Origin of the sequence: Aquimarina celericrescens, assembly GCF_042682765.1 — a bacterium.
GTDB classification, from domain to species: Bacteria; Bacteroidota; Bacteroidia; order Flavobacteriales; family Flavobacteriaceae; genus Aquimarina; species Aquimarina celericrescens.
On sequence record NZ_JBHUHY010000033.1, the window covers coordinates 107,652 to 134,315 of the forward strand.

General features: G+C 34.3%; 18 protein-coding genes. 10 read left to right on the top strand and 8 right to left on the bottom strand.

Translation table 11 applies throughout. The features are described from left to right. Positions 1 to 22: 22 nt before the first annotated feature. The 3 genes from ACFSJT_RS19355 to ACFSJT_RS19365 all read left to right on the top strand — a co-directional run bounded on the left by ACFSJT_RS19355 (position 23) and on the right by ACFSJT_RS19365 (position 5,279). A complete protein-coding gene (locus ACFSJT_RS19355; protein WP_378321991.1) occupies positions 23 to 2,464 on the top strand; it encodes a YfhO family protein in 2,442 nt (813 codons plus the stop codon). Between the two features lie 6 nt (positions 2,465 to 2,470). Beyond that, positions 2,471 to 3,751, top strand: a complete 1,281-nt coding sequence (locus ACFSJT_RS19360; protein WP_378321992.1) for a glycosyltransferase family 4 protein — start codon at positions 2,471 to 2,473, stop codon at positions 3,749 to 3,751. A 70-nt stretch (positions 3,752 to 3,821) separates the two neighbouring features. Next, entirely contained in the window at positions 3,822 to 5,279 is a 1,458-nt protein-coding gene (locus tag ACFSJT_RS19365; protein ID WP_378321993.1) for an oligosaccharide flippase family protein, read from the top strand. Between the two features lie 61 nt (positions 5,280 to 5,340). Here the strand turns inward: ACFSJT_RS19365 and ACFSJT_RS19370 are convergent, their stop codons facing one another. From ACFSJT_RS19370 to uvrA, 4 genes are all read right to left on the bottom strand, one after another. Further along, positions 5,341 to 6,750: a hypothetical protein gene (locus tag ACFSJT_RS19370; RefSeq protein WP_378321994.1), complete on the bottom strand. Its 1,410-nt coding sequence runs from the start codon at positions 6,748 to 6,750 to the stop codon at positions 5,341 to 5,343. A 239-nt stretch (positions 6,751 to 6,989) separates the two neighbouring features. Next, entirely contained in the window at positions 6,990 to 8,018 is a 1,029-nt protein-coding gene (locus tag ACFSJT_RS19375) for an amidohydrolase family protein (protein ID WP_378321995.1), read from the bottom strand. Between the two features lie 221 nt (positions 8,019 to 8,239). Then, a complete protein-coding gene (locus tag ACFSJT_RS19380; RefSeq protein ID WP_378321996.1) occupies positions 8,240 to 8,941 on the bottom strand; it encodes a hypothetical protein in 702 nt (233 codons plus the stop codon). A 457-nt stretch (positions 8,942 to 9,398) separates the two neighbouring features. Continuing rightward, entirely contained in the window at positions 9,399 to 12,179 is a 2,781-nt protein-coding gene (gene uvrA, locus ACFSJT_RS19385) for an excinuclease ABC subunit UvrA (RefSeq protein ID WP_378321997.1), read from the bottom strand. 240 nt (positions 12,180 to 12,419) lie between these two features. Here uvrA and ACFSJT_RS19390 point away from each other — a divergent pair, with 240 nt between their 5' ends. Then, positions 12,420 to 13,004: an RNA polymerase sigma factor gene (locus ACFSJT_RS19390; RefSeq protein WP_378321998.1), complete on the top strand. Its 585-nt coding sequence runs from the start codon at positions 12,420 to 12,422 to the stop codon at positions 13,002 to 13,004. A 232-nt stretch (positions 13,005 to 13,236) separates the two neighbouring features. On the opposite strand, the gene ACFSJT_RS19395 is transcribed toward ACFSJT_RS19390, so the two are convergent. Next, complete coding sequence (locus ACFSJT_RS19395) at positions 13,237 to 13,905, bottom strand: endonuclease III domain-containing protein (protein WP_378321999.1); 669 nt, start codon at positions 13,903 to 13,905, stop codon at positions 13,237 to 13,239. Positions 13,906 to 14,063: 158 nt separating this feature from the next. Here ACFSJT_RS19395 and bcp point away from each other — a divergent pair, with 158 nt between their 5' ends. Continuing rightward, positions 14,064 to 14,513: a thioredoxin-dependent thiol peroxidase gene (gene bcp, locus ACFSJT_RS19400; RefSeq protein ID WP_378322000.1), complete on the top strand. Its 450-nt coding sequence runs from the start codon at positions 14,064 to 14,066 to the stop codon at positions 14,511 to 14,513. A 65-nt stretch (positions 14,514 to 14,578) separates the two neighbouring features. On the opposite strand, the gene ACFSJT_RS19405 is transcribed toward bcp, so the two are convergent. Beyond that, entirely contained in the window at positions 14,579 to 16,033 is a 1,455-nt protein-coding gene (locus tag ACFSJT_RS19405; RefSeq protein ID WP_378322001.1) for a TonB-dependent receptor, read from the bottom strand. A 166-nt stretch (positions 16,034 to 16,199) separates the two neighbouring features. Here ACFSJT_RS19405 and ACFSJT_RS19410 point away from each other — a divergent pair, with 166 nt between their 5' ends. Both ACFSJT_RS19410 and ACFSJT_RS19415 read left to right on the top strand, forming a co-directional pair. Then, positions 16,200 to 16,961 carry an MBL fold metallo-hydrolase gene (locus tag ACFSJT_RS19410; RefSeq protein WP_378322002.1) on the top strand — a complete coding sequence of 254 codons (762 nt, stop codon included), beginning with the start codon at positions 16,200 to 16,202 and terminating at the stop codon, positions 16,959 to 16,961. A 2-nt stretch (positions 16,962 to 16,963) separates the two neighbouring features. Further along, complete coding sequence (locus ACFSJT_RS19415) at positions 16,964 to 17,473, top strand: hypothetical protein (protein ID WP_378322004.1); 510 nt, start codon at positions 16,964 to 16,966, stop codon at positions 17,471 to 17,473. 211 nt (positions 17,474 to 17,684) lie between these two features. Here ACFSJT_RS19415 and ACFSJT_RS19420 read toward each other — a convergent pair whose 3' ends face one another. Beyond that, entirely contained in the window at positions 17,685 to 20,555 is a 2,871-nt protein-coding gene (locus ACFSJT_RS19420; protein WP_378322005.1) for an esterase-like activity of phytase family protein, read from the bottom strand. 356 nt (positions 20,556 to 20,911) lie between these two features. Between ACFSJT_RS19420 and ACFSJT_RS19425 the strand changes: the two genes are divergently transcribed. The 3 genes from ACFSJT_RS19425 to ACFSJT_RS19435 all read left to right on the top strand — a co-directional run bounded on the left by ACFSJT_RS19425 (position 20,912) and on the right by ACFSJT_RS19435 (position 25,703). Next, on the top strand, positions 20,912 to 23,302 hold the full coding sequence (locus tag ACFSJT_RS19425) for a glycoside hydrolase family 31 protein (protein ID WP_378322006.1): 2,391 nt from the start codon (positions 20,912 to 20,914) through the stop codon (positions 23,300 to 23,302). A gap of 238 nt (positions 23,303 to 23,540) precedes the next feature. Then, positions 23,541 to 24,383: an alpha/beta hydrolase gene (locus tag ACFSJT_RS19430; protein ID WP_378322007.1), complete on the top strand. Its 843-nt coding sequence runs from the start codon at positions 23,541 to 23,543 to the stop codon at positions 24,381 to 24,383. 540 nt (positions 24,384 to 24,923) lie between these two features. Next, a complete protein-coding gene (locus ACFSJT_RS19435) occupies positions 24,924 to 25,703 on the top strand; it encodes a hypothetical protein (RefSeq protein ID WP_378322008.1) in 780 nt (259 codons plus the stop codon). A 77-nt stretch (positions 25,704 to 25,780) separates the two neighbouring features. Here the strand turns inward: ACFSJT_RS19435 and ACFSJT_RS19440 are convergent, their stop codons facing one another. Continuing rightward, entirely contained in the window at positions 25,781 to 26,605 is an 825-nt protein-coding gene (locus tag ACFSJT_RS19440) for a M57 family metalloprotease (RefSeq protein WP_378322009.1), read from the bottom strand. Between the last annotated feature and the right edge of the window lie 59 nt (positions 26,606 to 26,664).

Genomic DNA, 26,664 nt, shown 5'->3' on the forward strand with positions numbered 1-26,664 from the left:
ATTTAGTAAACTTGCACATATCATGTCTTTAATTAAAAGATTCTTACCTCATATATTTGTCATTCTGGGTTTTATTGTTATTTCACTTTTATATTTTAATCCGGTATTAAGCGGCAAAGTCTTGTATCAAAATGATATTAAGCTTTATGAAAGTATGGCCAAGCAACAAAATGAGCATAGAGCAAAAACAGGCAAGGAGACCTACTGGAATAACGCTGCTTTCGGGGGTATGCCTACCTATCAGATAGGAGCTCGATTTCCGCATGATTATATGGACAAATTGGATCGTTTAATTCGGTTTTTACCAAGACCGGCAGATTATCTGTTTCTATACCTGGTAAGTTTTTATATTTTAATGCTTGTAATGCGTGTACCCTGGAAAATAGGTATAATAGGAGCCTTAGCATTTGGGTTTTCAACTTATTTGATCATTATAATAGGTGTTGGACATAACTCTAAAGCACATGCTATTGCTTATTTTCCTTTGGTTATTGCAGGGATTTTGCTTGTGTTTCAGAAAAGGTATTTCTGGGGTTCTGTACTTACAGCATTGGCGATGGGTTTAGAAATACAAGCGAATCATTATCAAATGACCTATTATTTGGGGTTGTTGGTGGCTGTTTTAGGTGTTTCTTACCTAATTGATGCCTATAAAAAGAAGGAGCTGCCCCATTTTTTTAAATCAGTTGGATTCTTAATAATGGCTGTTTCTTTAGGTCTGGCCACTAACGCAACTACTTTATTATCAACATCTGAATATGTGGATACCAGTATACGAGGTAAAAATTATCTAGCAGACGAGACTACACGTGCATCAGAGAAAAATGGCTTGGACTATGATTACATTACTGAATATAGCTATGGAAAATTAGAATCTTTAAATCTCTTTATTCCAAAATTAATGGGATTAGGAAGAGCATCAGATCTAGGCAGTGATTCTGCTTTTTATCAAAAACTAATAGCATTGGGGCAGTCGCCCGAACAAGCAAATTACTATGCAAATGGTACTCCGTTGTATTGGGGCGCACAGCCTTTTGTCGAAGCACCGCCTTATTTGGGAATTACTGTAGTTTTTTTAGCACTTCTGGGACTGTTACTCATCAAAGGAAGGTTGCGATGGTGGCTTTTAGGCGGTATCATATTGTCGTTAGTGTTGAGTTGGGGGAAAAATTTTGAGTTTTTAACTCGCTTTTTCATTGACAACGTTCCTCTTTACAACAAATTCAGGGCAGTATCCAGTATTCAGGTAATTTTAGAGTTGCTGGTACCTATAGCGGCTGTCTTTGGACTACATAGATTATTTAGTGATAAAATTGCATTTGACGAAAAGAAAAAAAAGTTTCTAATTTCTCTGGGAGTATTTGGTGGTTTATGTCTACTTTTCTTTTTATTCGGAGGTAGCTTATTCAGCTTTAAATCGCCTTCAGAAGTACAATTAGAAATAGAACAACCAATGATATTTGATGCCATAAAAGAAGATCGTATCACTATTATGAAAAGTGATAGTTTACGATCATTGGTATATATAATTTTAATTGGTGCTGTACTATGGTTTATGCTTAAGAAAAAACTTAATGAGAATATTGCTTTGGTCTGCATCGCAGTATTAGTTCTTGTAGATTTGGTGACCGTAGACAGACGAAGTGTAGACGAAGAAGGTTTTATATCGAAGAGAGAGTACAGAGCATTTTTTCAACCTACACAGGTTGATAAAGAAATCATGAAAGATGACTCTTATTATAGAGTGTTAGACCAAGCAAGAGGTTTTAACAATTCTCATACTAATTATTTCTTCAATTCAATTAATGGATATACTGCTGTTCGCCCAAGAAAGATGGAAGATATTTATTTTGGACATATAGCTAAAGGTAACCTTGAAGTATTGAATATGCTTAATGTTAAATACATTATCCAGCGCACTAAGGAGGGTAGGCTAGAAGCACAAATCAATCCTTCGGCAAATGGTCCAGCCTGGTTTGTAGAAGAAATACAGTATGTAGATGATTATAAATCTGAATTTAAGGCTCTTGGCGATATAAAAACAAAACAAACTGCAATAATTAGAAAAGATTTTAAGGAGGAAATAGGAACTCTCAAAATACAGAAAGATAGTGTTTCGACAATTTCTGTTTCCAAAACGACTCCCGATCATCTGGCTTACAATGTGTATGCTGCTCAACCTGGATTTGTGGTTTTTGCAGAAACCTACTATAAGAACGGCTGGAAAGCATTTATTGATGAAAAAGAGCAACCTATATATCCTGTCAATTATATGCTTAGGGGGCTCAAAGTGCCCAAGGGTAAACATAAGATAGAATTCAAATTTGAACCGCAGGTAGTAAGAACGGGAAGTGCTATCACACTTACCAGTTCTATTATTTTTGTGCTATTGATAATAGGAGGGTTATTTTATCAATACAAAAAGTCCGGTAGTTTACTATCTTTAATCAAAGAAGAGAAGTAACTAATTTTGAAAATACTGATCGTTACATATTATTGGCCACCGGCCGGGGGTCCCGGAGTACAGAGATGGCTTGCTTTTGTAAAATATTTTAGAGAGTTTGATATAGAACCAGTTGTATTTGTTCCTGAAAACCCTACCTATCCTTTAAAAGATGAATCTTTTCTAGCTAAGATTCCAAACGGTGTTACTGTAATTAAACAACCAATATTTGAACCATATAAATTTGCTGAGTTTTTTTCAAAAAAAGAAACTAAAACTATCAGTAAGGGAATTATATCGGGTGCAACAAAGCAATCTTTGATTCAAAGACTATTATTATATATTCGTGGAAATTTTTTTATACCTGATGCCCGTAAATTCTGGATAAAACCTTCTGTTCGGTATTTAAAAAATTATCTTTCAGAAAATAAAATAGATCTTGTCATTACGACTGGCCCACCACACAGTGTTCATTTGATCGGAATGAAATTAAAAAAACAGTTGGGACTCAAATGGATCACTGATTTTAGGGATCCATGGACTACCATTGGATATCATGAAAAGCTAAAACTTACAAAAGCGTCAATGATGAAGCATAAAACTTTAGAAAAAGAGGTGCTCAACTCAACAGACCAGATCATAGTGACTAGTTTTACAACAAAAGAAGAATTCGAAGAGATTACTGATCGTCCAATTTCTGTGGTTACGAATGGATATGATCAGGAAGAGATTTCAGAAGCTTTTTTGGACACTACGTTTACCGTTTCGCATATTGGTTCTTTATTATCGGGCCGTAACCCTAAAAAACTTTGGAAAGCTTTACACGATTTGACCCTGGAAAACCAGGATTTTGCAAAAGCATTTCAACTACAATTAGTAGGGGCAGTTAGCGATGATGTATTAATCTCAATTAAGGAAGCAGGATTAAAAGATTTTATAGACCTCAAAGGATATGTATCGCATAAAGAAGCAATACAGATACAAAGAAGTTCCCAGATTCTTTTGCTAATAGAAATTGATAGTGCAGCAACGAAGTGTATCATACCGGGTAAGCTGTTTGAATATATGGTTTCTAAACGGCCTATATTGGCGGTAGGGCCTAAGGATGCAGATATTGCGAAGCTGATCAAAGAAACAAATTCTGGTTGTTTTTTTGAATATCACGAGTATAAAAGTATAAAATATCAGATATTAGAATATTTCAAACAGTTTCAAGAAGGGAAATTGTATGCTGAGGTTAAAGGAATAGAGAAGTATAGTAGGCGGGAGTTGACTAAAAGCATATCTGAAATTATTAAAAGTATTTAAGTAAATGGGATATTGAGTTTATGAGTATTTATAACTAACCATAATAATCCATTAAACAGAATCTATTCTAATGGGCGTAGTAGTAAATCAGTCTATAAAAAACGTAATCATCACCTGTTTGGGTTTTGGAATAGGAGCAATAAATACGTTGTTCTTATTTACTAATTTTATGGATGAGGAGCATTATGGATTAATCACTTATCTGATTTCTGCTTCAAATCTGATATGGCCATTGATGGCTTTTGGAACTCATAATACGTTAGTTAAATTTTTCTCATCATATACAAACGAAAACCAACAAAACAAGTTTTTAACTCAAATATTGGTTCTTCCTTTTATTATAGCATTGATTCTTGGATTCATAGGAACTGTACTTTATTCAACAATCATTAATTTTATTAGTGATGATAATGAAATTGTGGCTCCATATGTTTGGACAATTTACATACTGGCATTTGCATTATCATACTTTGAAGTGTTTTTTGCTTGGTCCAAAGTGAAGCTAAAGAGCGTTTTTGGAAATATAATGAAAGAACTTTTTCTTAGAATTTCAACAAGTTTGCTTTTACTCTTATTGTATTTTGAAGTTTTGACCATCGATCAATTCATTTACGGATTAGTCCTTGTTTATCTGATTAGAACTTTTATTATGAAATTTTATGCTTTTAGTTTACATAGTTTTACACCAAGATTTTCTCTGCCGGCCAACTATAGTTCTGTTTTTAAATATTCCTTTTTGATTTTGATTGCAGGATCAGTAGCTTCTTTATTGATTGATCTAGATAAAGTAATGATCAATGAGTTTCTCCCTATAGAAAACGTAGCTAAATACGGTATATGCGCTTATATCGCAAGTGTAATTATCATTCCGTCTCGTGCTATGCACCAGATTACATATCCTATAACCGCTAAGCTAATTAATGAAAAGTCTTTTGAGGAACTAAAAAATCTCTATCAAAAAAGTTCATTAAATCTTCTCCTTATAAGTGGGCTATTATTTATATTGATTGTTTGCAACGTTAATCAGTTATTCGAAATTATTCCTGATGATTATGAACTGTTTATTTGGGTGGTGATTCTAATAGGTGTGGCCAAATTATTTGATAATCTTATGGGAAATAACAATGCTATCCTTTACAATTCTGATTATTATCGAATAGTTTTATACATAGGGGTAGGTATGGCAATTCTTTCGTTTGTATTGAATCTCATATGTATTCGTCTGTATGGAGTTACAGGAGCCGCTATTGCCACTTTTGGAGCAGTTTTTCTTTATAACCTGGCAAAACTATGGGTTGTAAATACTAAATTTAAAATGCATCCATTTTCGAAGAAGACATTTTTAGGATTACTTTTAATAATTGCTTTCTCATTTGGGTTTTATTATTGGGACTTTCAGTTTCACCCAATTATAAATATTGGTCTAAAAAGTATCGTAATTGGTGGGTTGTATACGATTATCTTATATCTACTAAGAATATCACCTGATATTAATACGATTATAAAGAAAATCCCCCGAGGTGCTTAAGCATCTGCTCTGGGGGATTTTCCAACTAACCAACCAAAAAAATAAATATTGTTTATGTTTTCTAGCTTCTACTTCTGGCGCTACGTGCTCGATTGTTACTTGATCTTGAACTATTTGATCTTGTATATCCTTTAGAAGTATTGCTTCTTTGTCTGTTTACTGTTGATCTCGACTTACTCGTTCCTTTGTTATTACTATAACGACTGTTATTAGAACGTTTTGTTACATTTTCAGAATATTTTCTGTTTGTACTTGTAGGTTTTTTTGCCTGCGTTCTATTATTTCTTTCATATTTTGCTCTGTTGTTACCTTGTGATCTACTAGCTACTGTATTTCTAGTTCTTTGCGTAGCTTGTACTCTTTGTTTCGGCTGGGTACTTCTACCATTTCTATTATACACAGCTCTGTTATTATTTTGAGATCTACTAGTAACCTTACTTCCCGTTCTTTGGGTAGTTTGTGCTCTTTGTCTTGGTTGAGTACTTCTATTATTTCCTTGCACTCTTTCTTTAGACTGAACGTTTCTACTCGTAGTACGTGATCTCGTATTTGGTGTTACAGAACGAGTTCTGTTTACGCTTCTACTTCTATTGTCTATAGATCTACTTTTGGTCACATTTCTTGTGCCGTAATTATTCGATCTGTTACTAGATCTACTTCTTGTAGCCAAACTATTATTTGATCTGCTGCGATTGATTCTACTATAGTTTCGATCATTTCTTTTATACATCTCTGCTCTATGACCTCTGGTTCTATAGTTTACAGCTCTTGCATTAGAAACTCTGTATCCTCTATTATAACTCGCCACTCTTTGGTGAGGTCTATAATAGTTTCTACTTCTATATGGTCTGTGATAATATCCGTTAAAATAGTTCCTTCTATATACGGTATAAGAACATCTGTATGGATTATAAAATCTTCTGTAAGGTCTATTGTATACAATACATCTGCTTACAATAGGTACAGTAAAATATGCATGAAAGGGTCTGTATACATAATGTCTATTGAAACGGTTGATAAAACCAGTATAGTTGATGAAATTACCATAGCTATTATAATGTACGTATAATCCACCCACTCTGGACACTCGACCCCAACGATTATAATTAATAAATACATCACCAGCCTGTATAATTCTTCCAAAGTGATCATAAAAGATAGGTACATTTTCTATCTGTACCACGGCTCCATAATCATCGTACTGCACAAAGGCATCATAATCGTATCCTGAATTAAAGCTGATGTTCACACCAGGAGCATTTACTCCAACACTTACACCACCTCTTCTACCATTAATAAAAAAATCGAACTGCCCATCAGCGAATACTGAAAAATCAATTCCTCCTTCAGTAAAAATGAAGGATCTTCCATTATTATAATATCGAGTAGAAGCTTCTGTACTTGTCTCTGATGCACTTACGCTAAAAGTTGCTAGTAATAGTCCTGTAAAAAGTAAAACAACATTTTTCATAATTCGTGATTTTGAAGAAACACTTTTAAATGTTTCTGATGTTCACTTTTATGATATCAAGCAGCGTGCCAAAAAATTAAAACGTTGATAATCAAATGTATGTAGAAAGGCTTAAGATGATTAATACAGTAATGACAAAATAATTGCTTCTTCGCTTCAATCGAAGTAGAATCAAATAATGCACGCTGACTTAAGTCTTTAGGATTTCAGTTTAAGGCAAGGCGAAGATGTAGTTTATTCTATTCGGGAAATAAGCTTTTATCAATGTTTGGAATGACCTTTAATGCATTCTTATAATATAATTTTTTAAGTACTTCATCATCGAGATCTAATCCATACATTTTCCAAAAAGCATGATAACGCTTGTAATAAGGAAAATATTCGTCATCAGACTCTAAAACTCTAAAATAGGTGTAGTACTCTTCCGGATTCCAGGAATCTTTACCAAACATCACGCGATCCTGGTATTTTGTTAAAAAAGCCTTAGCATTGCGTGGTTGTCGGCCAAGCTCAGCAATAACAGCTCCAATTTCGGTGTACATATTTGGCATCTCATCCATTAATTGGGCAAGCTTACCCAGATTGTTTCCATACCATCCTAAATGAGCGTTAATAAACGTAGTGTTTTTGTGTTTTTTGAAGATATTATGCTGTTCCTGTATAATTGTTTCCCAGGAGCCCGTAACCTTAGCATCACGCTTCCTTCTAGAACGAAGTTTTAACTCTAGCCAGCGTTCGTTTTTATTATCATGAGGATCCCAAAAGGATTTTGGATCTGCAGCATGAATTAATACTGGTATACCAAGCTCACCACACTTTTCCCATACAGGACCAATGCGGGGGTCATCAATTTTAATACGATTGCCTTTCCCATCTTTATTATCCATTCCCTGACTTTTATAGATTTTTAATCCATTGGCGCCCATGGCAACATCTTTTTCTAATTGTGCTACTGTTTTTTCAGTCCAATTGGGTTCGTCAATCCCAGTAAGACTAATATTGGTAAATACTATAAAGCGATTAGGGTGATTGGTTTTTACATTTTTCAGGGATTTCATAAGATGTTCGTCTGATCCTCTTCCACGCCCTGATAGGTTGACCATTACTGCCATGTTCAATTTATCCATTTCGGTAACGACCTCTTGCAGGTTTTGAGAAGGCATTCTAAATTGATGGTTATGCACGTCAATAAATGGAAACTTTGCTTTTTTGATTTCTTTTCCCGGAACTACAAGGGTAGAAGGAGGGTCATAATCCTCAAACTCCATATTTTGGGCTGATAGTTGTAATATTGAGCACGAAAAAATGAAAATAAAAACGTTATAGAATTTCATGTTGGTTTGTTTGATTCTGATTGCCAATGGATAAATATATAATAATCATCAATTCATTAATAAAACTTAACAACACTTTATAAATAAGAAAATCCCACTACCGTAAGTATTGGGTAATGGGATTTTCAACAACTAACCAACAACTAATCTATATATTAATCATCATCATCATCATCATCATCATCATCATCATCATCATCATCATCATCATCATCATCATCATCATCATCATCATCATCGTCATCATCGTCATGATATCTTTTTCTGTTTTTATGATGATAATCACCATGCCATCGATCTTGATATTTTGGTCTCCTGTTTTGATGGTAGTAGGGATCATGGGTGGCGGTGCATCCATCCATTCCACAATGCCCACAACCATTATAATATACGTTTCCTTCTACAAATTTGATATTACCGTGCTTTCTATAGTGAATATGTAATCCACCAATTTGCGAAACTAAACCTCTACGGTTATATCGCACTACAATAGTACCAATTCTTCTAACTTGATTGTATCTATTATAACTAATATGATTGGATTTCACTCTTTTTAATCTCCCATAGTAATCGTATCGTACCATATTGCGATATGGATTATACCTGTAAGCACCGGGAGTGGTCTGACCATGCCAATGTACCTGTTGGGATCTGGACCTTCGGTTTAGGATCTTAAAATCCACAGATCCATCTGTATGTACGAAAAATTTTACACCTCCTTGTATGAATACGATCGGTTGTGCTTGGCGATAGCGTTTTGTAACCCTATCCTGGTGATCCAAGTGTTTGTGATCGGTCGCATGGGCAGTTGTTCCTATCAGCAATAAAGCTGCCATAAAAAGTAACATTTTTTTCATAACCTAATTTGTTTTTGGGTTAACACCTACTCAATTAGCTTTTCGGCTTCCGCTATTTGATAAGCAATGATCCAAATGGCGTGCCAAAAATTTTAAGACTATGAAAAATGAGGGTTAACTTTTTGGTTGTTAAGTATTTATTATTTTTTGTGGTTCTAGCTTAATGTAACGTTGATGTTTTTAACCAATACATCTATCATCCCATCCCCAACCCTTCCCAAAGGGAAGGTGGTCAAAAAGTCCTTTCCTCTGGAAAGGATTTAGGATAGGAGACATTCCTATTTATTAAACAATACATATCTTACAATTATCAATGCCATGTTATACTACAGCATTTTTGTATAATAGCTATTCTAAGATTGCATAGATTGCCTGAAGTCGAAATAATAGTAGCTACCGTCAGGAGGGTCTCTTTTTAGGTAGTAAAATGTTGGCTCCCGTCAATAGGAGCTCTCTTTTAGAGCTTTTCCTTCAAATATCTACCGGTATACGATTTTTTATTTTTGGAAATTTCTTCAGGAGTGCCTTGGGCTACTATATTACCGCCATTTTTGCCACCTTCAGGACCAAGGTCGATGATATAATCAGCACACTTAACCAGGTCAAGGTTATGTTCGATGACTACTATCGAATGTCCTTTGTCGATAAGTTCGTTAAAGGATTTTAATAGCTTTTTTATATCATGAAAATGGAGTCCTGTTGTAGGTTCGTCAAAAATGAAAAGTGCCTTATCTTTGGTATTCCCTTTTACAAGAAAAGAAGCTAATTTAATTCGCTGTGCTTCACCTCCAGATAGGGTAGAAGAGCTCTGCCCTAATTGCACATATCCCAGGCCAACATCTTGTAAGGGTTGTAATTTTTTTCTAATCTTAGTTTGATTATGCTCTGCGAAGAAATCAATAGCATTATCTATAGTCATGGTGAGAATATCGTGGATATTTTTATCATGGAAGGTAACTTCGAGTACATCTTTTTTGAAACGTTTTCCGCCACAAGTTTCACATTCTAAGTGTACATCGGCCATAAACTGCATCTCGATAGTTACTTCGCCTTCGCCTTTACAAGTTTCGCATCGACCACCATCTACATTAAAAGAGAAGTGTTTTGACTTATAGTTACGTATACTTGATAGTTTCTGATTGGCAAAGAGACTGCGTATATCGTCATAAGCTTTAATATAGGTAACAGGGTTTGAGCGCGAGGATCTGCCTATCGGATTTTGATCTACAAACTCTACATGTTTGATATTACTGTAATTCCCTTTAAGCTTGGTAAACTGACCCGCTTTTTCGCCATATCCTCCTAATTGTTTTAATACCGAAGGATAAATTATTTTCTTTACCAATGTACTTTTTCCACTACCTGATACTCCCGTAATAGCAGTGAAAACACCTAGAGGAACTTTTACATTTATATTATTAAGATTATTCTCGCGTGCACCTATAATATCAAGGTAATATTTTGAAGTTCTTCTAGTTGTAGGAATTTCTATCTCTAGTTGCCCATTAAGGTATTTTGCAGTAAGTGAATCGGCTTTTAAAATTTCTTTGAAAGTTCCGGTTGCAACGACATGACCTCCATAAGTACCAGCTTCGGGACCAATATCGATAATCTCATCGGCAGCTTTCATAATATCTTCATCATGTTCTACCACGATCACTGTATTGCCAAGATCGCGAAGGGATTCTAATACCTTGATTAATTTCTCGGTATCTTTTGGATGTAGCCCTATGCTAGGCTCGTCTAGAATGTACATAGAACCTACCAAGCTACTACCCAGAGAGGTGGCAAGATTTATACGTTGTGATTCTCCTCCTGATAAAGTATTTGATTTTCGATTAAGTGTTAAATATTCTAATCCTACATTTTGCAGGAATTCTAGTCGGCTATTGATTTCTTTAAGCAGTCGCTTCGCTATTGTTGTATCATATTCATTAAGCGTTAGTTCTTTAAAGAAGTTTGCTAATTCATTCAAAGGCTTCTCGACTAGGTCTGTAAGTGTAGCATCATTAATTTTTACATAATTGGCTTCTTGTCGTAATCGTTTTCCTTTGCAGGTGGTACATTTTGTTTTTCCGCGATAGCGCGAAAGCATTACCCGATTCTGAATTTTATAGGCTTTTGATTCTAATTCTTTGAAGAAATCATCAATTCCCTCAAAATACTGATTTCCTGTCCATAATAACTCTTTTTGCTCTTCAGAAAGTTCAAAATAGGGTTTATGAATAGGGAAGTCGAATTTGTATGCATTATTGATCAACTGATCTTTATACCATCCCATGCTATCACCTTTCCAGGGAAAAACGGCTCCTTCATATACGCTTAATGCGGTGTTGGGGATCACAAGATCTGCATCGATACCAATAACATCACCGTAGCCTTCACATTCTGGACAAGCCCCATAGGGATTATTAAAACTGAATAGATGCACATTGGGTTCTAGAAAAGTCATTCCATCCAACTCAAACTTGTTACTAAACTGGCGTTGAGCGCCGTCACTTAAGGTTTCTATGTAACATGTTCCTTTACCTTCAAAGAAAGCAGAATCTACAGCATCAGCCAAACGATTATAAAAATCCTCGTCATCTCTCTTTACAATACGATCAACTACCAAGAAAGCCGAGTCTTTTTCTTTAACTGAGGCTTCTTCAATTCTTAGAATGGTATTTTTTATTTTTATTCGAGCAAACCCCTGTTGTTGTAAGACTTTTAATTTCCCTTCAAGAGTTCTTCCTTTTTCTATAATAATCGGAGCAAGCAATAATAATTTCTCTCCATCATTAAAAGATTTTACATACTCGATCACATCGGTTACTCTATCTTTTTTTACCCGGTTTCCCGAAATTGGGGAATAAGTTTTCCCTATCCTGGCAAAAAGAAGTTTTAGATAATCATATATTTCTGTAGTGGTACCAACTGTAGATCTGGGATTTGTAGAATTTACTTTTTGCTCGATAGCAATAGCCGGAGCAATACCTTTAATATAATCTACTTTTGGTTTGTTAAGACGGCCTAAAAACTGTCTCGCATATGAAGACAGACTCTCTACGTATCTTCGTTGTCCTTCTGCATATAGGGTATCAAATGCCAAACTTGATTTACCCGACCCAGAGAGTCCAGTGATCACAACTAATTTATTTCTAGGGATCACTGCATCCAAATCTTTGAGATTATGAAGCTTGGCTCCTTTAATAATAATATTGTTCTTAGGATCTAGGGTCGTAATATCTTGAATCATAGTAATCATGCGGTAAGAGCGCAAAGATAATGATTACAAAATAAGTATGATAGCCTATCGACAACGAAAGTTTAGTTAAAAAAATTAACAGAAAATTGCTTGTTTTTAAATGATAGTTATTATATTAGCCCCAAACTAACGAACCAAATTTAAAACAGGAACGCCTATAGCAAACCTTTACTTTTTAAGTTTAACATAGCCCGAGCCCCAAGCTTGTTGGTACTAAAACAAAGTATAGGTATGAAAGATTACACTGTTTCAGACGCCGTTCTGGTTAATAACTACATCACAGGAGACGAAAACGCTCTATCTGTTCTTATCGAGCGACACAAACAACGTATTTACAGTTTTATTTATTCCAAAGTTTTTGATAGGGACGTATCTGAGGATATATTTCAGGATACTTTTATTAAAGTGATTCGAACCTTAAAAAATGGAAAATATAATGAGGAAGGAAAATTTCTTCCATGGGTGATGCGTATTGCTCATAATTTGGTAATTGATCACTTTAGAAAAGGAAATCGTATGCCAAAGTTTGAAGATAATGGCGAATTCAGTATTTTTTCTGTGATAAGCGATGGAAATCTGAATGCAGAAAGAAGAATTATTAAAGATCAAGTTGAAGAAGATTTGCGTAATTTAATTCAAGAATTACCAGATGATCAAAGAGAAGTATTGATCATGCGTATGTATAGGGATATGAGTTTTAAAGAAATATCAGATAAAACTGGGGTTAGCATTAATACCGCTCTTGGAAGAATGCGTTATGCGCTAATTAATCTTAGAAAGGTAATAGAAAAGAATAACATAGTTTTAACAAATTAATAACACAAAGGTATAATAATATGTAAAATGCCCCGTTATACTCTTAAATAATATTAATTTAGGATTATATAATATGGCAAAATTTTACTTTAAGTCTTCACATAAAGAAGAAAAACAATTAGTACCTAGCAGAAGAACTATAGATTTTCTTCTCAACTATTCAAAATCGTTACAAGTTGCGGAGTATGGTAACTTAAAATTTGAAACGATTTTAAACTAAAATTAAAAAGGCCTATTTCTTAATAGGCCTTTTTAATTTTTGATATTCCTTTAATACAGTTTTCCGACCTATAGTTTTGGTAATGATATCTTTATCCAGATTCCAACCACGGGCGGGAGAATATTCTCTACCATACCAAATGATTTGAAGATGTAAGTCATTCCATAATTCTCTAGGAAATAAACGTTTGGCATCTTTTTCGGTTTGTGTAACATTTTTACCACTACTAAAACCCCAGCGATACATTAATCGATGGATGTGTGTATCTACCGGAAAAGCTGGAACACCAAAGGCCTGTGACATGACCACACTTGCCGTTTTGTGGCCAACCGCTGGCAGCTCTTCTAACGCTTCAAAACTTTTTGGGACTTTACCATTATATTTATCGATCAGGATTTGCGATAATCCATGGATCCCTTTAGATTTCATAGGACTTAAACCGACTGGCTTTATGATTTCTCTAATTTCATCTACAGATAATTTTACCATTGCATATGGATTATCGGCTCTATCAAATAATAGAGGAGTAATTTGATTTACCCGTACATCAGTGCTCTGAGCACTCATTAATACTGCGATAAGCAACGTATATGGATCCGTATGGTCTAACGGAATTGGTATTTTTGGATAAAGCTCCTGTAATGTTTTGATTGTAAAATCTATCTTTTCTTGCTTGGTCATATTACCAGAATTATTTCATGCTAAAATATTAAATTATAAAACCATTATAATCCCTGGTTATCATTAAAGTTTTTATAAAATCTGATAAGTACTGTAGTTTTTGTTTTACATTTACATGTAAATATTAAACAAAATAGTATTCAGATAAAACCTATAACATGACAACATTGAAAGCAGGGGACAAGGCTCCCAATTTTACAGCACTGGATCAGGATGGAAATACGATTGCTCTTGACGATTACAAGGGAAAAAAACTTGTGGTTTTTTTCTACCCAAAGGCAAGTACACCTGGTTGTACTGCTGAAGCTTGTAATCTAAAAGACAACTATCATACATTTCAGGCGAAGGGATACGAAATTATTGGTGTAAGTGCTGATAGTGCCAAGCGTCAACAAAATTTTAAGAATAAATTTGAATTACCTTATCCATTATTGGCAGATGAAGATAAAAAGGTGATAGAAGCTTTTGGTGTTTGGGGTCCCAAAAAATTTATGGGAAAAGAATATGATGGAATACACCGCACTACATTCGTGATAGACGAAAAAGGGACAATATCCGAAGTTATTTCAAAAGTAAAGACCAAAGATCACGCAGCACAGATACTTTAATTTTTTGTATTAAATGAAAAAGGCACGAATTAAATAATAATTCGTGCCTTTATATATATAAATCATTATTGTTTCATGGCCTCTTCTGGTGTTTTGTAACCAAAGAAGTTATTCTCTTTGATCATCTCTGGTATTAGGGCCGGTAATTGATCTTCCCATCCTGATTCACCATCTTGAATTTTTTGTAAAACTTCTCTTGAGAATATATCCATGATGGTCGCATCATAATCGGTAATATCGACTAACTTACCATTGTATTTAAAGAACTTGTATAGTTCTTTCATTCTTGGGTGAACCTTTAAGTTATCGCTGTTAGTAACTTTGTCGGTCTCCTGGTCATGAAGTGGGTATAGATATACTTTTAAATCTTTAAAGAATAATTTACCAAATGCCTCGAGAATACCGCCGCTTAAGTGTCGGTAATATTTTTCATCGAAAATATCTACGAGATTATTTACCCCCATTGCCAATGCCATTCTCTCTTTGGTATAATTAGAGAAATATTCTACTACTTTGTAATATTCTTTAAAATTAGAGATCATCACGGTTTGACCAAGAGAGCATAATAGCCTGGCCCTTGCCATAAAGTCTTCTTCATCTATTTCGCCTTCTGCTCTTAGGTTTGATAGCGTAATCTCAAAGATTACTACAGTTTTATTTTTATTTACTTTATTTTCATTCAAGAATATATTAAGTGACTTTTTGTAAATGTCCATATTCACCTTAGTCACCGGTCTAAAACTTCCGCGTAGCGCCAAAATATTTTTTTTATATAATATGGCAGCTGGTAATATATTATTACCATCGGGGCCAAACATTACAGCTTCAGTCATTCCGTTCTTAACCAATTGTAAACTCATTAAACGGTTATCTACTTTGGTAAATCTAGGGCCAGAAAAATTTATGGTATCAATTTCTATTTGATCTTTATCTAAGTGATCGTATAGATATCTTAATAGTTTCTTTGGATTATCATATTTGTAGTAGGCACCATAGATTAGATTAACACCCAATACACCAAGGGTCATTTGCTGTAATCTCGCATCGTTTTCATGAAAACGAATATGTAGCGAAATTTCATTGTATTCTTCATTAGGGACAGTTTGATAGCGTATACCAACCCAACCATGTCCTTTATATTTTTTAGCAAAATCAATAGTCGCTACAGTATTGGCATAGCTAAAAAATAATTTATTAGGATGTTTTTCTCTGGAAATCCTTTCTTCTATGAGGTTAACTTCATGCTTTAGCATTTTTTTTAACCTGGCCTCGGTTACATAACGCTTATCATCCTCGATCCCATAGATAGCGTCGCTAAAGTCTTTATCATATGCACTCATGGCCTTCGCAATAGTACCTGAAGCACCACCAGCTCTGAAAAAATTACGCGCAGTTTCTTGGCCGGCACCAATTTCTGCAAAGGTGCCATAGATGTTTTGATTAAGATTAATACGTAAAGCTTTGCTTTTAATAGAGGGAACAGACTCGAATTCTTTATCTCCCATTATCTTAATAGGCATAGTAAAAAGGGCTTTTTTTGTTTAAGGTAAAGGTAATAATACAATGAGTATTAAAAAAGGAAGAACGTAAATTTCTGTATTTTATAAATGACATAATGAATAATTAAGATATTCATATAATTTTTGCCAAAAAAATATAATTACATTTGCGCTATTAAAACACAATATGGAGGTAATATTTCTTGGTACCGGAACTTCACAGGGGATTCCTATAATAGGAAGTAAACATCCTGTTTGTTTGAGTGATGATCCAAGAGATAAACGACTTCGGGTTTCTGTTCTCGTATCTTGGGATGATCATAGTTATGTGATTGATTGTGGCCCCGATTTTAGACAACAAATGCTTTCTAATAATGTTTCAAGAATTGATGGTATAGTTTTTACGCATGAGCATGCAGACCATACTATGGGGATGGATGATATACGTCCTTTCTTTTTTAGACAAGGAGATATTCCTATTTATGCCCATAAAAGAGTGTTAAAAGCTCTGAGATCAAGATTTGACTATATTTTTTCTTCAGAAAACAAATACCCTGGAGCACCCAGCGTTATAGAAAATGAATTAACAAATGAACCTTTTACTCTTGTTGATCTTGATGTCATCCCTATAAATACTATGCATAATCGTCTGCAGGTTTTTGGTTTCAGGTTTAAAGATTTTGCGTACTTGACAGATGTAAAAACCATTGAAGAAGAAGAGAAAGCAAAGCTTAATGGAGTAAAAGTTTTAGTGGTAAATGCTTTGCGAATTGAACCCCATCATTCACATTTTAATCTAGAAGAAGCCCTTGAATTTATAGAAGAAATACGGCCTCAAAAAGCATATCTTACGCACATTAGCCATATGTTGGGTTTTCATGCCGATGTTGAAAAAACATTACCAGATAATGTGTTTATAGCCTATGATAATTTAAAAATTACTATATAAATATGAAGAATAAGATTTTTTTATATCTGTTCATTTTTACAGCGTTATTTGTTCTTTTTCAGTTCATGAATGCCAAAAAAGCAAAAGAGTCGTATGATGTTAAAATTGAAAACCTTCAAAAACGATTAAAATCTCAAGATTCTATAAAAACTGCGACTATCGATTCTCTTATTGACATTAATTTGGATCTTACTTATTTTTCATTAGAGAGTAATGAAGATGCCGCAAGCTATTTTGAAGAGATGGGATATAACCCTGGTAAATTAGCGTTGACCATAAGTGATAAAATTATAAGTGAAAATAAACCTGGAAAAGATAATCCTATTGTTCCATATGAAGGGATGGAAGGTAATATGGCTATAAATAAAGTTCGTTTACTAAATCATAAGTGGATTATTGCAGATTTTACTGATGGAGTTTACTGGGGAGAACTTTTTATAACTTATGACGTAAGAGAAGATGGTGTTGTAGATTTTGAAGTCGAGAAGTCCTTTTTATACCCTAGAAATTGAAATGATTTCTCAGCACTAAGTCCAGTGGGATACATCAATTTCAGAATATAGCTAATCTAGATGCAGAACAATTGATTACATCCAAATAAAATCTAATGTAAGATTTGCAGGATTGTAAAAAAAGAGGCAATCTGAAAATTTTTCTATGAATCTTTTCAGATAAACCTCTTTTTGATTCTGATCATAATTAAGTTGGTCAATATATTATATGTTATCTTTTTAGTAGTTTCTTTTTTGTAAACTCTCCGTTGATTTCAATAACAGCAACATATGTTCCTTTGCTAACTTCAGATCCGTTTTCGGCAATTCCATTCCATCTATAATTGAATTTCCCATTATTTTGATCTTTGCTAACCAGATTTTTTATTACCTTTCCTGCAATGTCATAAATCGTAATCGATACTTGATTTTTTCCTATGGTTTCATTAGAAAAAGTAACATAATCTTTGAACGTATTTGGATAGATTTTAATATTATTTGAGGTTTTATTCTTTTTTTTGTCATTTCCCCAAGGTCTACCCAAAGGTTGATCTAACCAGAGCATAATAAATTCATTGTCATCCGGTAATCCTGTTCCGATATGTCGTCCTAAGCTAAAGGGGTAGTTATTATCGTTTAAAACTCCGATTAAGAATGGATTTAACACAACTACACTCTCGATTGTTACAAATGGAAAGGCAAAGTTCTTTCCAATTCCCACGTCTCCCTCTAGCCCGGGTAATGAAATTCTTCTTAGGTCTTTGATCTTAAGCAAGTCAACATTTTGTCTTTTTTCAATTAAATCTTTTTCCTGATCCAGTTTTACTTCATAGATTGCTTTAAAACCGCTTAAATCTCCTTGAGATCCATCTCTTTCGATAATTAGACCTCGATGATCACTAAACATTATAAAATCACCGATTGCTGTAGCTCTTTCATCTAGTGAATATTGAAACTTCTTACCTGTAAATGACTTACTTGCCAAATCAAATTCATGTACCAATAGATTTTTAGTGTCTGATCCTATTAAGGGCTTTTCTAGTAAAGGAAGCAATTTTTCTTTATCAGGAGTCAGGGCCATTCCCTCAAAACCGCCACTGCCTTTAACCCTAAACGGCGCATCAAGTTTTGTACTCCGATATGGCCAATATAAACCACCCAGCCAAGGCGTATTTTTACCATCCTGATCTTGCAGATTAGTTCCATCTCCTATATGTCCGACTTTTGGAAAGTCACCAAATAAGCAAACTGTACGAATTTGAGGATATTTTTTATGCGCTATTAATAAGGTTCTAAAATCAAAGCTTTGAATATCTGCCCGCTCTACTAAATTATTAGTAATAATTACATTGGCAATACCCCTGGTAAATGTTTCTGGATCTACAGTTCTCTCTGAAAAAATATCTCCTCGATCATCAATGTCTGTTCTAGGATTGATTTTAGTTTCTATGTTAAAACGGACCTTGGATGCATTCATCCATCGTTTCTTAGCTTCGGGATCCGATGCTCCAGGTCCGTTTTTATAGTAGTCAACATAAAAATCAACAAAATCAAATAGCTGCTGTAACGAAGGCATTATGTAGGGATCAATTAGCCCATTTTGATTTGAAAAAGCGACAGCGACAGGAGATAGGGACAGATCATTTGATTGAAAAGGTCTACCTTCTAGAATTTTGTCTGCAATAAATGTATTTTGAATTTGTTTTAAAGTTAAATCTTTTACTAAAACTTCGTCTTCTAATTCATAGGGGGTGCCATCTGCTTTTCGAGTTTTTGCCGCTTCAATATGTGGATCATGATCAAGAACTGGCACACCATCCAAAGTAATTCCGCAATCAGTCTCTAATGTGGGCATGAGATAGTCTAATGCAGCTTCCATAGATGGAAGTGTATTTTCAGGTCTCAGATTTCTAGCACCCCTGTGACCTTGCGCATCAAATTTGGCAAGGTTTATTAGTCCATTAGCATCTATAAAGCCTGATTGCCCATCGTTATCCTTATCAAAATTTTGAATGGCTTGTAGTAATAGATCTGGTCTGTCAGAGATAATTCCTTGTACACCTAAATCCATCAAAAATTTCATGTTTTCCAGATCATTCACGGTGTAAACAATCACCTGATGTCCCGCTCTGTTTAACGAAGACACGTTATGTATTTCGCTTGAGGCTGATTGCAGACCGGCTGGTGGATTTTCGCGACTACCTACTTTGGTATTCTCATTTTGATCATCAAGCATGACAAACCATGGAGACATCACAGGATTTTTACTTCCATTTTTTTGTGCATGTGATCGCATAGCATTCATTATTCTAAGCGCACTAATTTCTTCATTAAAAGGGTTTTGTGGAGCACGTAATTCTTTTCCCGGATTATTAAAATCAGGAAGAGCAATAGGTGGGTCTAATAATACTCCATTGTTATTAAAATGCAATAAAAAAGGACCAAATTCATCACCAATCCAAAAATCTCCATTTTCCGTTCTTTGTATGGACTCTATATCAAAGTCAGCTCCGGTAAGAATTCTATCGTCACTAAAGTGATTTACTATTGCGAAAGGTATTAAATTATTAGGGTCTTTTAATTCAATAAAATTGATCACTTCTATGGTTCCGTCTCCTGGTCTAAGAATGGTCTCAAACTTGGGTTTGATTTTGTAGATACGCAGGTGGTAATCTGATGAATTTTCAATTCCCCCGAAGCCATTATCAGATAATGCCATGAACGTCCCATCATAATTATTTAAAACCGCAGAAAAACCTTGAACAGGTTGTTTGTTTAAAAAAGGAACTGGTTGTTGATTGATGGATCCAGAACCGATAAATTGCCCAGAGGTAGGTCCTTCAGAGAAGCTATTTGCAGGTAGAACTGCCCGCGCTACAAGAATGTCTCCAAAATTAAAAAAGGGCATACCAGTTCCTTTTGAGTATATTTCTTTGTTAAATGAATTGTCTATGGGATTGTCAAATTGATATTTTTTTTCTTTTTTCTGAATTGAAGAATCAACTTGTGCATAGATTTGAATTGAGGTACATAACCCTAGACATACTATACTAGCATGTAAAGTATGTTTCAAATTTGAGATGATAGCGTAATAATTTTTCATAATAGTGTAATACGGTTAAAATTAACTTGGTTAAGGATACTTCAAAAGTACAGCGATCATATTACCGAATTGTTTATAGTTCTTAAACAAATGATTAGGATAAGGTAATCAGTATTAACTTAAGGAAAGGTTGTGTAATTAATTCAAATGATGTCTTAAAAAAAGATTTTCATGGTATCTCTATACTTCATTTTTATTAACCTCAATAAAAATAGCTGGTTAAAAAAATATTCAATTAGCATTGCATATTACCGAGAATTCAATAATTTGAAGTGATAAGTCATTGAATTTATTTGATTTTACAAGCATTCTGTTATATTTGATATCTTCATATAAACAACAAACCTTACTCTAGGATGAACACAAAGTTTCTTTACTTTTTATTGGTTATTATCATTACGACAACTAGCATTTCATGCAAAAAGAAGTATGAAGGCCCCTATCAGGGATTTGATGATAAAGAAGACCATATTGAAGTTTACAAAGACAACGGTACCTATATCATTAGACCATATTCTGATCGAATTATGGAAACCTCTTTCATTCCAAAAGGAGAAACATATGATGCAGCATCACATGCAGTAGTTCTTTCTCCTAATGTAACCGCAGAAATAAAAGAAAATAAAAAAACGATTACGTATGCCACACCCGGAATTGTAGCTCATATTACCAAAGAACCTTTTGGAATAAAATATACGTATAAAGGGAAAGATTTAATCTCTGAAAACAAGGGATATATTAAAACAGATTCGACAGAAATTCTCGATTTCAGTCTGGATAAAGATGAAGTCATTTATGGAGCAGGTGCCAGGGTTGTTGGAATGAACCGAAGAGGAAAAAAACTTCAGCTATACAATAGAGCGCACTATGGGTATTCGACACATGCTGAACTAATGAACTATAGTATGCCATTGGTGCTTTCGTCAAAAGTGTATGCTGTCCATTTTGATAATGCTCCCATTGGATTTTTGGATATCGATAGTAAAGGTGACAACACATTACAATATGAAACCATTAGTGGCAGAAAAACCTACCAGGTAATAGCAGGGGATGATTGGAAAGATCTAATGGATCAATATACAGATCTTACAGGTAAGCAACCATTACCACCTCGATGGGCCTTTGGAAATTTTGCAAGCCGTTTTGGATATCATTCAGAAAAGGAAACTCGAGAAACAGTAGCAAAATTCAGACAAGATAGTATTCCGCTTGATGCTGTAATTCTTGATATTTATTGGTTTGGAAAAGAGATACAGGGACATATGGGTAATCTGGAGTTTTTGGCAGATTCTTTCCCAACCCCTAAGCAAATGATCAATGACTTTAGGCACAAAGGAATAAAAACCATATTGATTACAGAACCTTTTATATTAAGCACTTCCAAAAAATGGGATGAAGCCATAGAAAAAGGAGTTTTGGGTAAAGATTCTGTTGGTAATCCTTTTAGATATGATTTTTATTTTGGAAACACAGGAATTATAGATATTTATGATCCAAAAGGAAAAGATTGGTTCTGGAATATTTACAAAGAATATACTCAAGACTACGGTATTGCGGGTTGGTGGGGAGATTTAGGGGAACCAGAAGTGCATCCTTCAAAACTCCAACATGCTACGGGTAGCGCAGATCAAGTACATAATATTTATGGACATGATTGGGCGAGATTAATTCAGGAAGGGTATCAAAAAGACTTCCCGGATCAAAGACCATTTATTTTGATGAGAGCAGGATACTCGGGATCGCAACGTTTTGGTATGATCCCGTGGTCTGGTGATGTGAGCAGAAGTTGGGGAGGATTACAACCACAGACTGAAATTGCTTTATCAATGGGCATGCAAGGATTAGGATATATGCACTCTGACCTAGGTGGATTTGCCGGTGGAGAAACTTTTGATCCCGAATTGTATACACGATGGTTGCAATATGGAGTATTTCAACCAATATTTAGACCGCATGCACAAGAACATATCGCCCCAGAACCTATATTTCACGATCAAAAAACAAAGGCCCTGGCCAAAAAAAGTATTGAATTGCGGTATAGTTTACTTCCTTATAATTACACTATCGCTTTTAACAATAATCAAACAGGGGTACCTCTTATGAGACCCTTGTTTTTTGAAGACCAAGATAATAAAGAGTTTTACGAGATGAGCTATGCCTATTTATGGGGGGATAACTTTCTAGTTTCTCCAATTGTAAATCCGGGAGTCGCTTCTATGGATATTCCTTTTCCAGAAGGAACAAATTGGTATGATTTCTTTACCGGAGAAAAATATGAAGGAGGAAGGTATACATCAGTTAAAGTGGCAGAGGATCATATACCTGTTTTTGTAAAAGCAGGGTCGTTTGTTCCAATGGTGTCTCCTGTCCTTACTACTGAAAATTATAGTACCAAAGCGTTAACATTGCATTATTTTCATGATAGTTCTGTAGTGGAAAGCTCGGGGAAGTTGTATGATGATGATGGTAAAACTCCGTATTCCTATGAAAAAGGTAAGTATGAATTGTTAAATTTTGAAAGTAAAACGTCGCCAGACGAGTTGTCTGTTTCTTTTTCTGCGGAAAGAGGAAGTAGTTATCCTGCAAGTGACAGAAGTATTACTTTGATCATTCATAATATGGATAGAGCTCCAGAACTTGTAGATAATAAAAACTTGTCTTCTACTTGGGATGAAGAAAGTAAAACCTTAGAAATTGATATAAATTGGAATTCTTCTGAACCTAAAACGATAAAAGTAAATTTGTGATCGTATTATTATGATTTTTAATTGAATATTGAATATCTGTAATACATCATATATCATAATCGTCAACCTGAACTCGTTTCAGGTTCTCATTATAACTGATTGTTTATGAGTGAAATAAGATTCCGAAATAAACCTGTCTACCTGCGGTAATGCAGGCAGGTTCGGAATGACGTTAAAGAATTACATTATTACATATTAAGGATAATCATAAATTGAATTTAAGAAAACCAATCTAATCATGAAATCTTCAACAAACTTCTTAGGATTACTATTAGTGCTATTAGTCTTTCAACTGAAAGCGCAAGAAAATAGCCTAACAATTGAAAAGAAGAAGTTTTCAATCGGAGAAACTTTTACAATTCCTTCAAAAACACTTAATGAGGATCGAATAATCAATGTGTACTTACCACATGGATATTTAGTGAATACAGATAAAAAATATCCTATTATTTATCTTTTAGATGGGTCGGCAGATGAGGATTTTATTCATGTGGCCGGGCTGGTTCAATTTGGTTCTTTTTCTTGGATCAACATGATTCCTGAAACTATTGTGGTTGGTATAGCAAATTCAGATAGAAAAAGAGATCTTACCTATCCTACGAACAATAAAAAAGATAAAGAGGAATTTCCAACTACGGGTGGCTCACAGGCATTTATTGATTTTCTTGAAGCTGAGCTTCAGCCCATGATTGTAAAAGAATATAGAACGGCAGGCGCCAGGACGCTGATAGGGCAGTCTCTAGGAGGATTATTAGCTACAGAAATTCTGTTTAAAAGACCCAACATGTTTGATAATTATATCATAATTAGTCCAAGTCTATGGTGGGATGATGAGTCTTTATTGAAGTTTACTCCAAAAGGATATACTACAAAAAAGTCTGTTTATGTTGGTGTAGGAAAAGAGGGGCCTACCATGCAAAAAGTTGCCAAAGAGTTATTTCAAAAATTGAAAGCAGTTTCTAAAGAAAATACTTCTTTGTACTTCAATTTTTTCGAAGAACTTGATCATGGCGATACCTTGCACTTAGCTACATACGATAGTTTTAATAAGATTTTTAGAAAAGAAAAGTCCGGGGAATAATTTATATATTAATACTGCATAAAATTGAGGCATGTAATGTGGTAAGTCTGTAGAAGAGTTTATTGACAATAATCCAGAATGGAAAGATGTCATATAAGTATTGCAGGCTAGTAAAGGGGGTAGGACTAAATGACAAATACCGATAGTATGAATATAAGGATATTTGATATTTTATTTTTCAAACATTAAATTTTGTTGAATCTCACCTCTATTGATTCAAGTCGTTGCTATTTTTCATTATCAAAAAACTAATAGGAATACCTCTTTTTTATCAAATTCATAATTGTCTGTAAAACCACTCTTTCTATTCTAATGCGTTATCAACAAAATTGATACGTTTTAACCATATTTTTATCAAAAAAAATATTCAGTTATTTGAATTTCAATTTTTTAATAACTTCAAATCGACTAATGGTTAGCATTCCATTAAACCACTGGTATTGCCTTTTTCGGACAACAAAACTACTACATTTGTAGAAATACTTGTGGAGTTTTTGCCACACGTATAGCATTTTACGTCCCCCAAAATAAAACTGTAATATGACAAAACTTGAACATCATTATGTAGTAGAAATTAAAAAAAATTCACCTTTTGAAAACAGATTGTATCATTTGTTTAAAGCATCAATAAGTGACGAGGTTTCTCTTGTTAGTTTTAGAAAAATGTTTTCAAAATTAGAAAAGATGGATATCTATATTATGAAAAAGAATGAAAAAGATATCGGTCTAGCATATTTTATGTATTGCCAGGATCCAACCAATACTAAAAATATTTATGTTCGTCCTGGTATTGGAGTGATTGGCAATGAGAGAGGTTCTTATTTTCCTAAAAGTATTATTATGAATACCATGATCAAGACCAAGTTAAAAAACCTGTCTAAAAAGGTGTATATGGTAAGTGTAACATTGAATCCAATTGTATATGTAGCTGCCTGCAAGTACTGGCGATATGTCTACCCAAAACCTACAAGAAAAATTAGTAAGAAACTGGTTCAGGTAAAAAATGGGATAATCGATTTATTCAACTTAAATGAGGTGAAAAAGGATGTAATAGAAATTTCTTTTTCATTACCAGAAATAGAAGAAACCAAAAAGAAATTTTTTGGTTCATCGCAGAATAACGCCTATGTGAAATATTTTGCAGAAAGAATAAGCCATGAAGAGTGCAATCGTGGAGTATTAACTGTTATACCGATTAATTTTATCAATTTGATAGCTGTGGTAAGAAGAAAATTAAAGAACGATATTCAAAAGTTATGGAATAAAGTTTTAGAAGAGCAAATAATGCCCATATTGAAAGACTATATTCCAGCAGGTTAAATTGGTATCCTAAAATAAAAGAACAACCTCACAAGTCTAAAGCTTGTGAGGTTGTTCTTTTATCATGATGTTTCTTCCTAATATAAAAAGTTAAGAGCCGTTTGGTCATCTGTATTGAATGGCCTATCGCTTCCATCAGAACAAGCTAACATCCAGGATGCATCTGAGAGGTTAGCTCCAGCAGGTGTGCCTGGGATAAGATTCGCACCAACGCCTGCATCTCCTTCATTATCGGCGGCACCACCGCAGGAAATACTTCGATCAAAATAATCGGTATGTCTAAAGCCGATACAATGACCCATCTCATGAGAAACGATAGTGGCAATTCCTCCGGTATCAAAACCAAGATTTGAAAGTCTTCCACTCAATGAAATTTCATTAAACGGATCACCTCCAGCAGTAGGAAATCCTGCCGAACCCAAGACACCAAAAAATTCAAGAATAAAGTTCAGTCTTGATATCGTAATATCGGCATTACTAGAACTATTAACTCTCTGAAATGTGATTTCAAGATTTTCAGCATTATAACGTTGAATTGCAAGGTCAATACCTGCCGAGGTAGCAGCATTAAAACTTGAACTTACAAATACGGTAATATTTCTACTACCATTTGTCGACACCAGGTTATTTGTACTATACTGCTTTGAATTAACAGACAAACCATCAGTTTGAGCTAAATTTAATATTTGTTTGTGCGTAAGTAAAATATCACCCTCTACAATATAACTTTCTTCAAATTTAATCGGAGGTTGATCTATTACGTTAAACCCTGCATCTTCAAGTGCCACTAAAACTTCGTCTGACACTTCTGGTGTAACCATCGTTTCTTCTTCTTGCTCGCAAGCAACGAAAAAAACACTCAACAAAAGAGCGAGTGCAACTAATGAATTTAATTTTTTCATGATTAATATTTAAGTTTGTGTTAATAACCTAAATATACTTTAAATACAAGAAACTATAA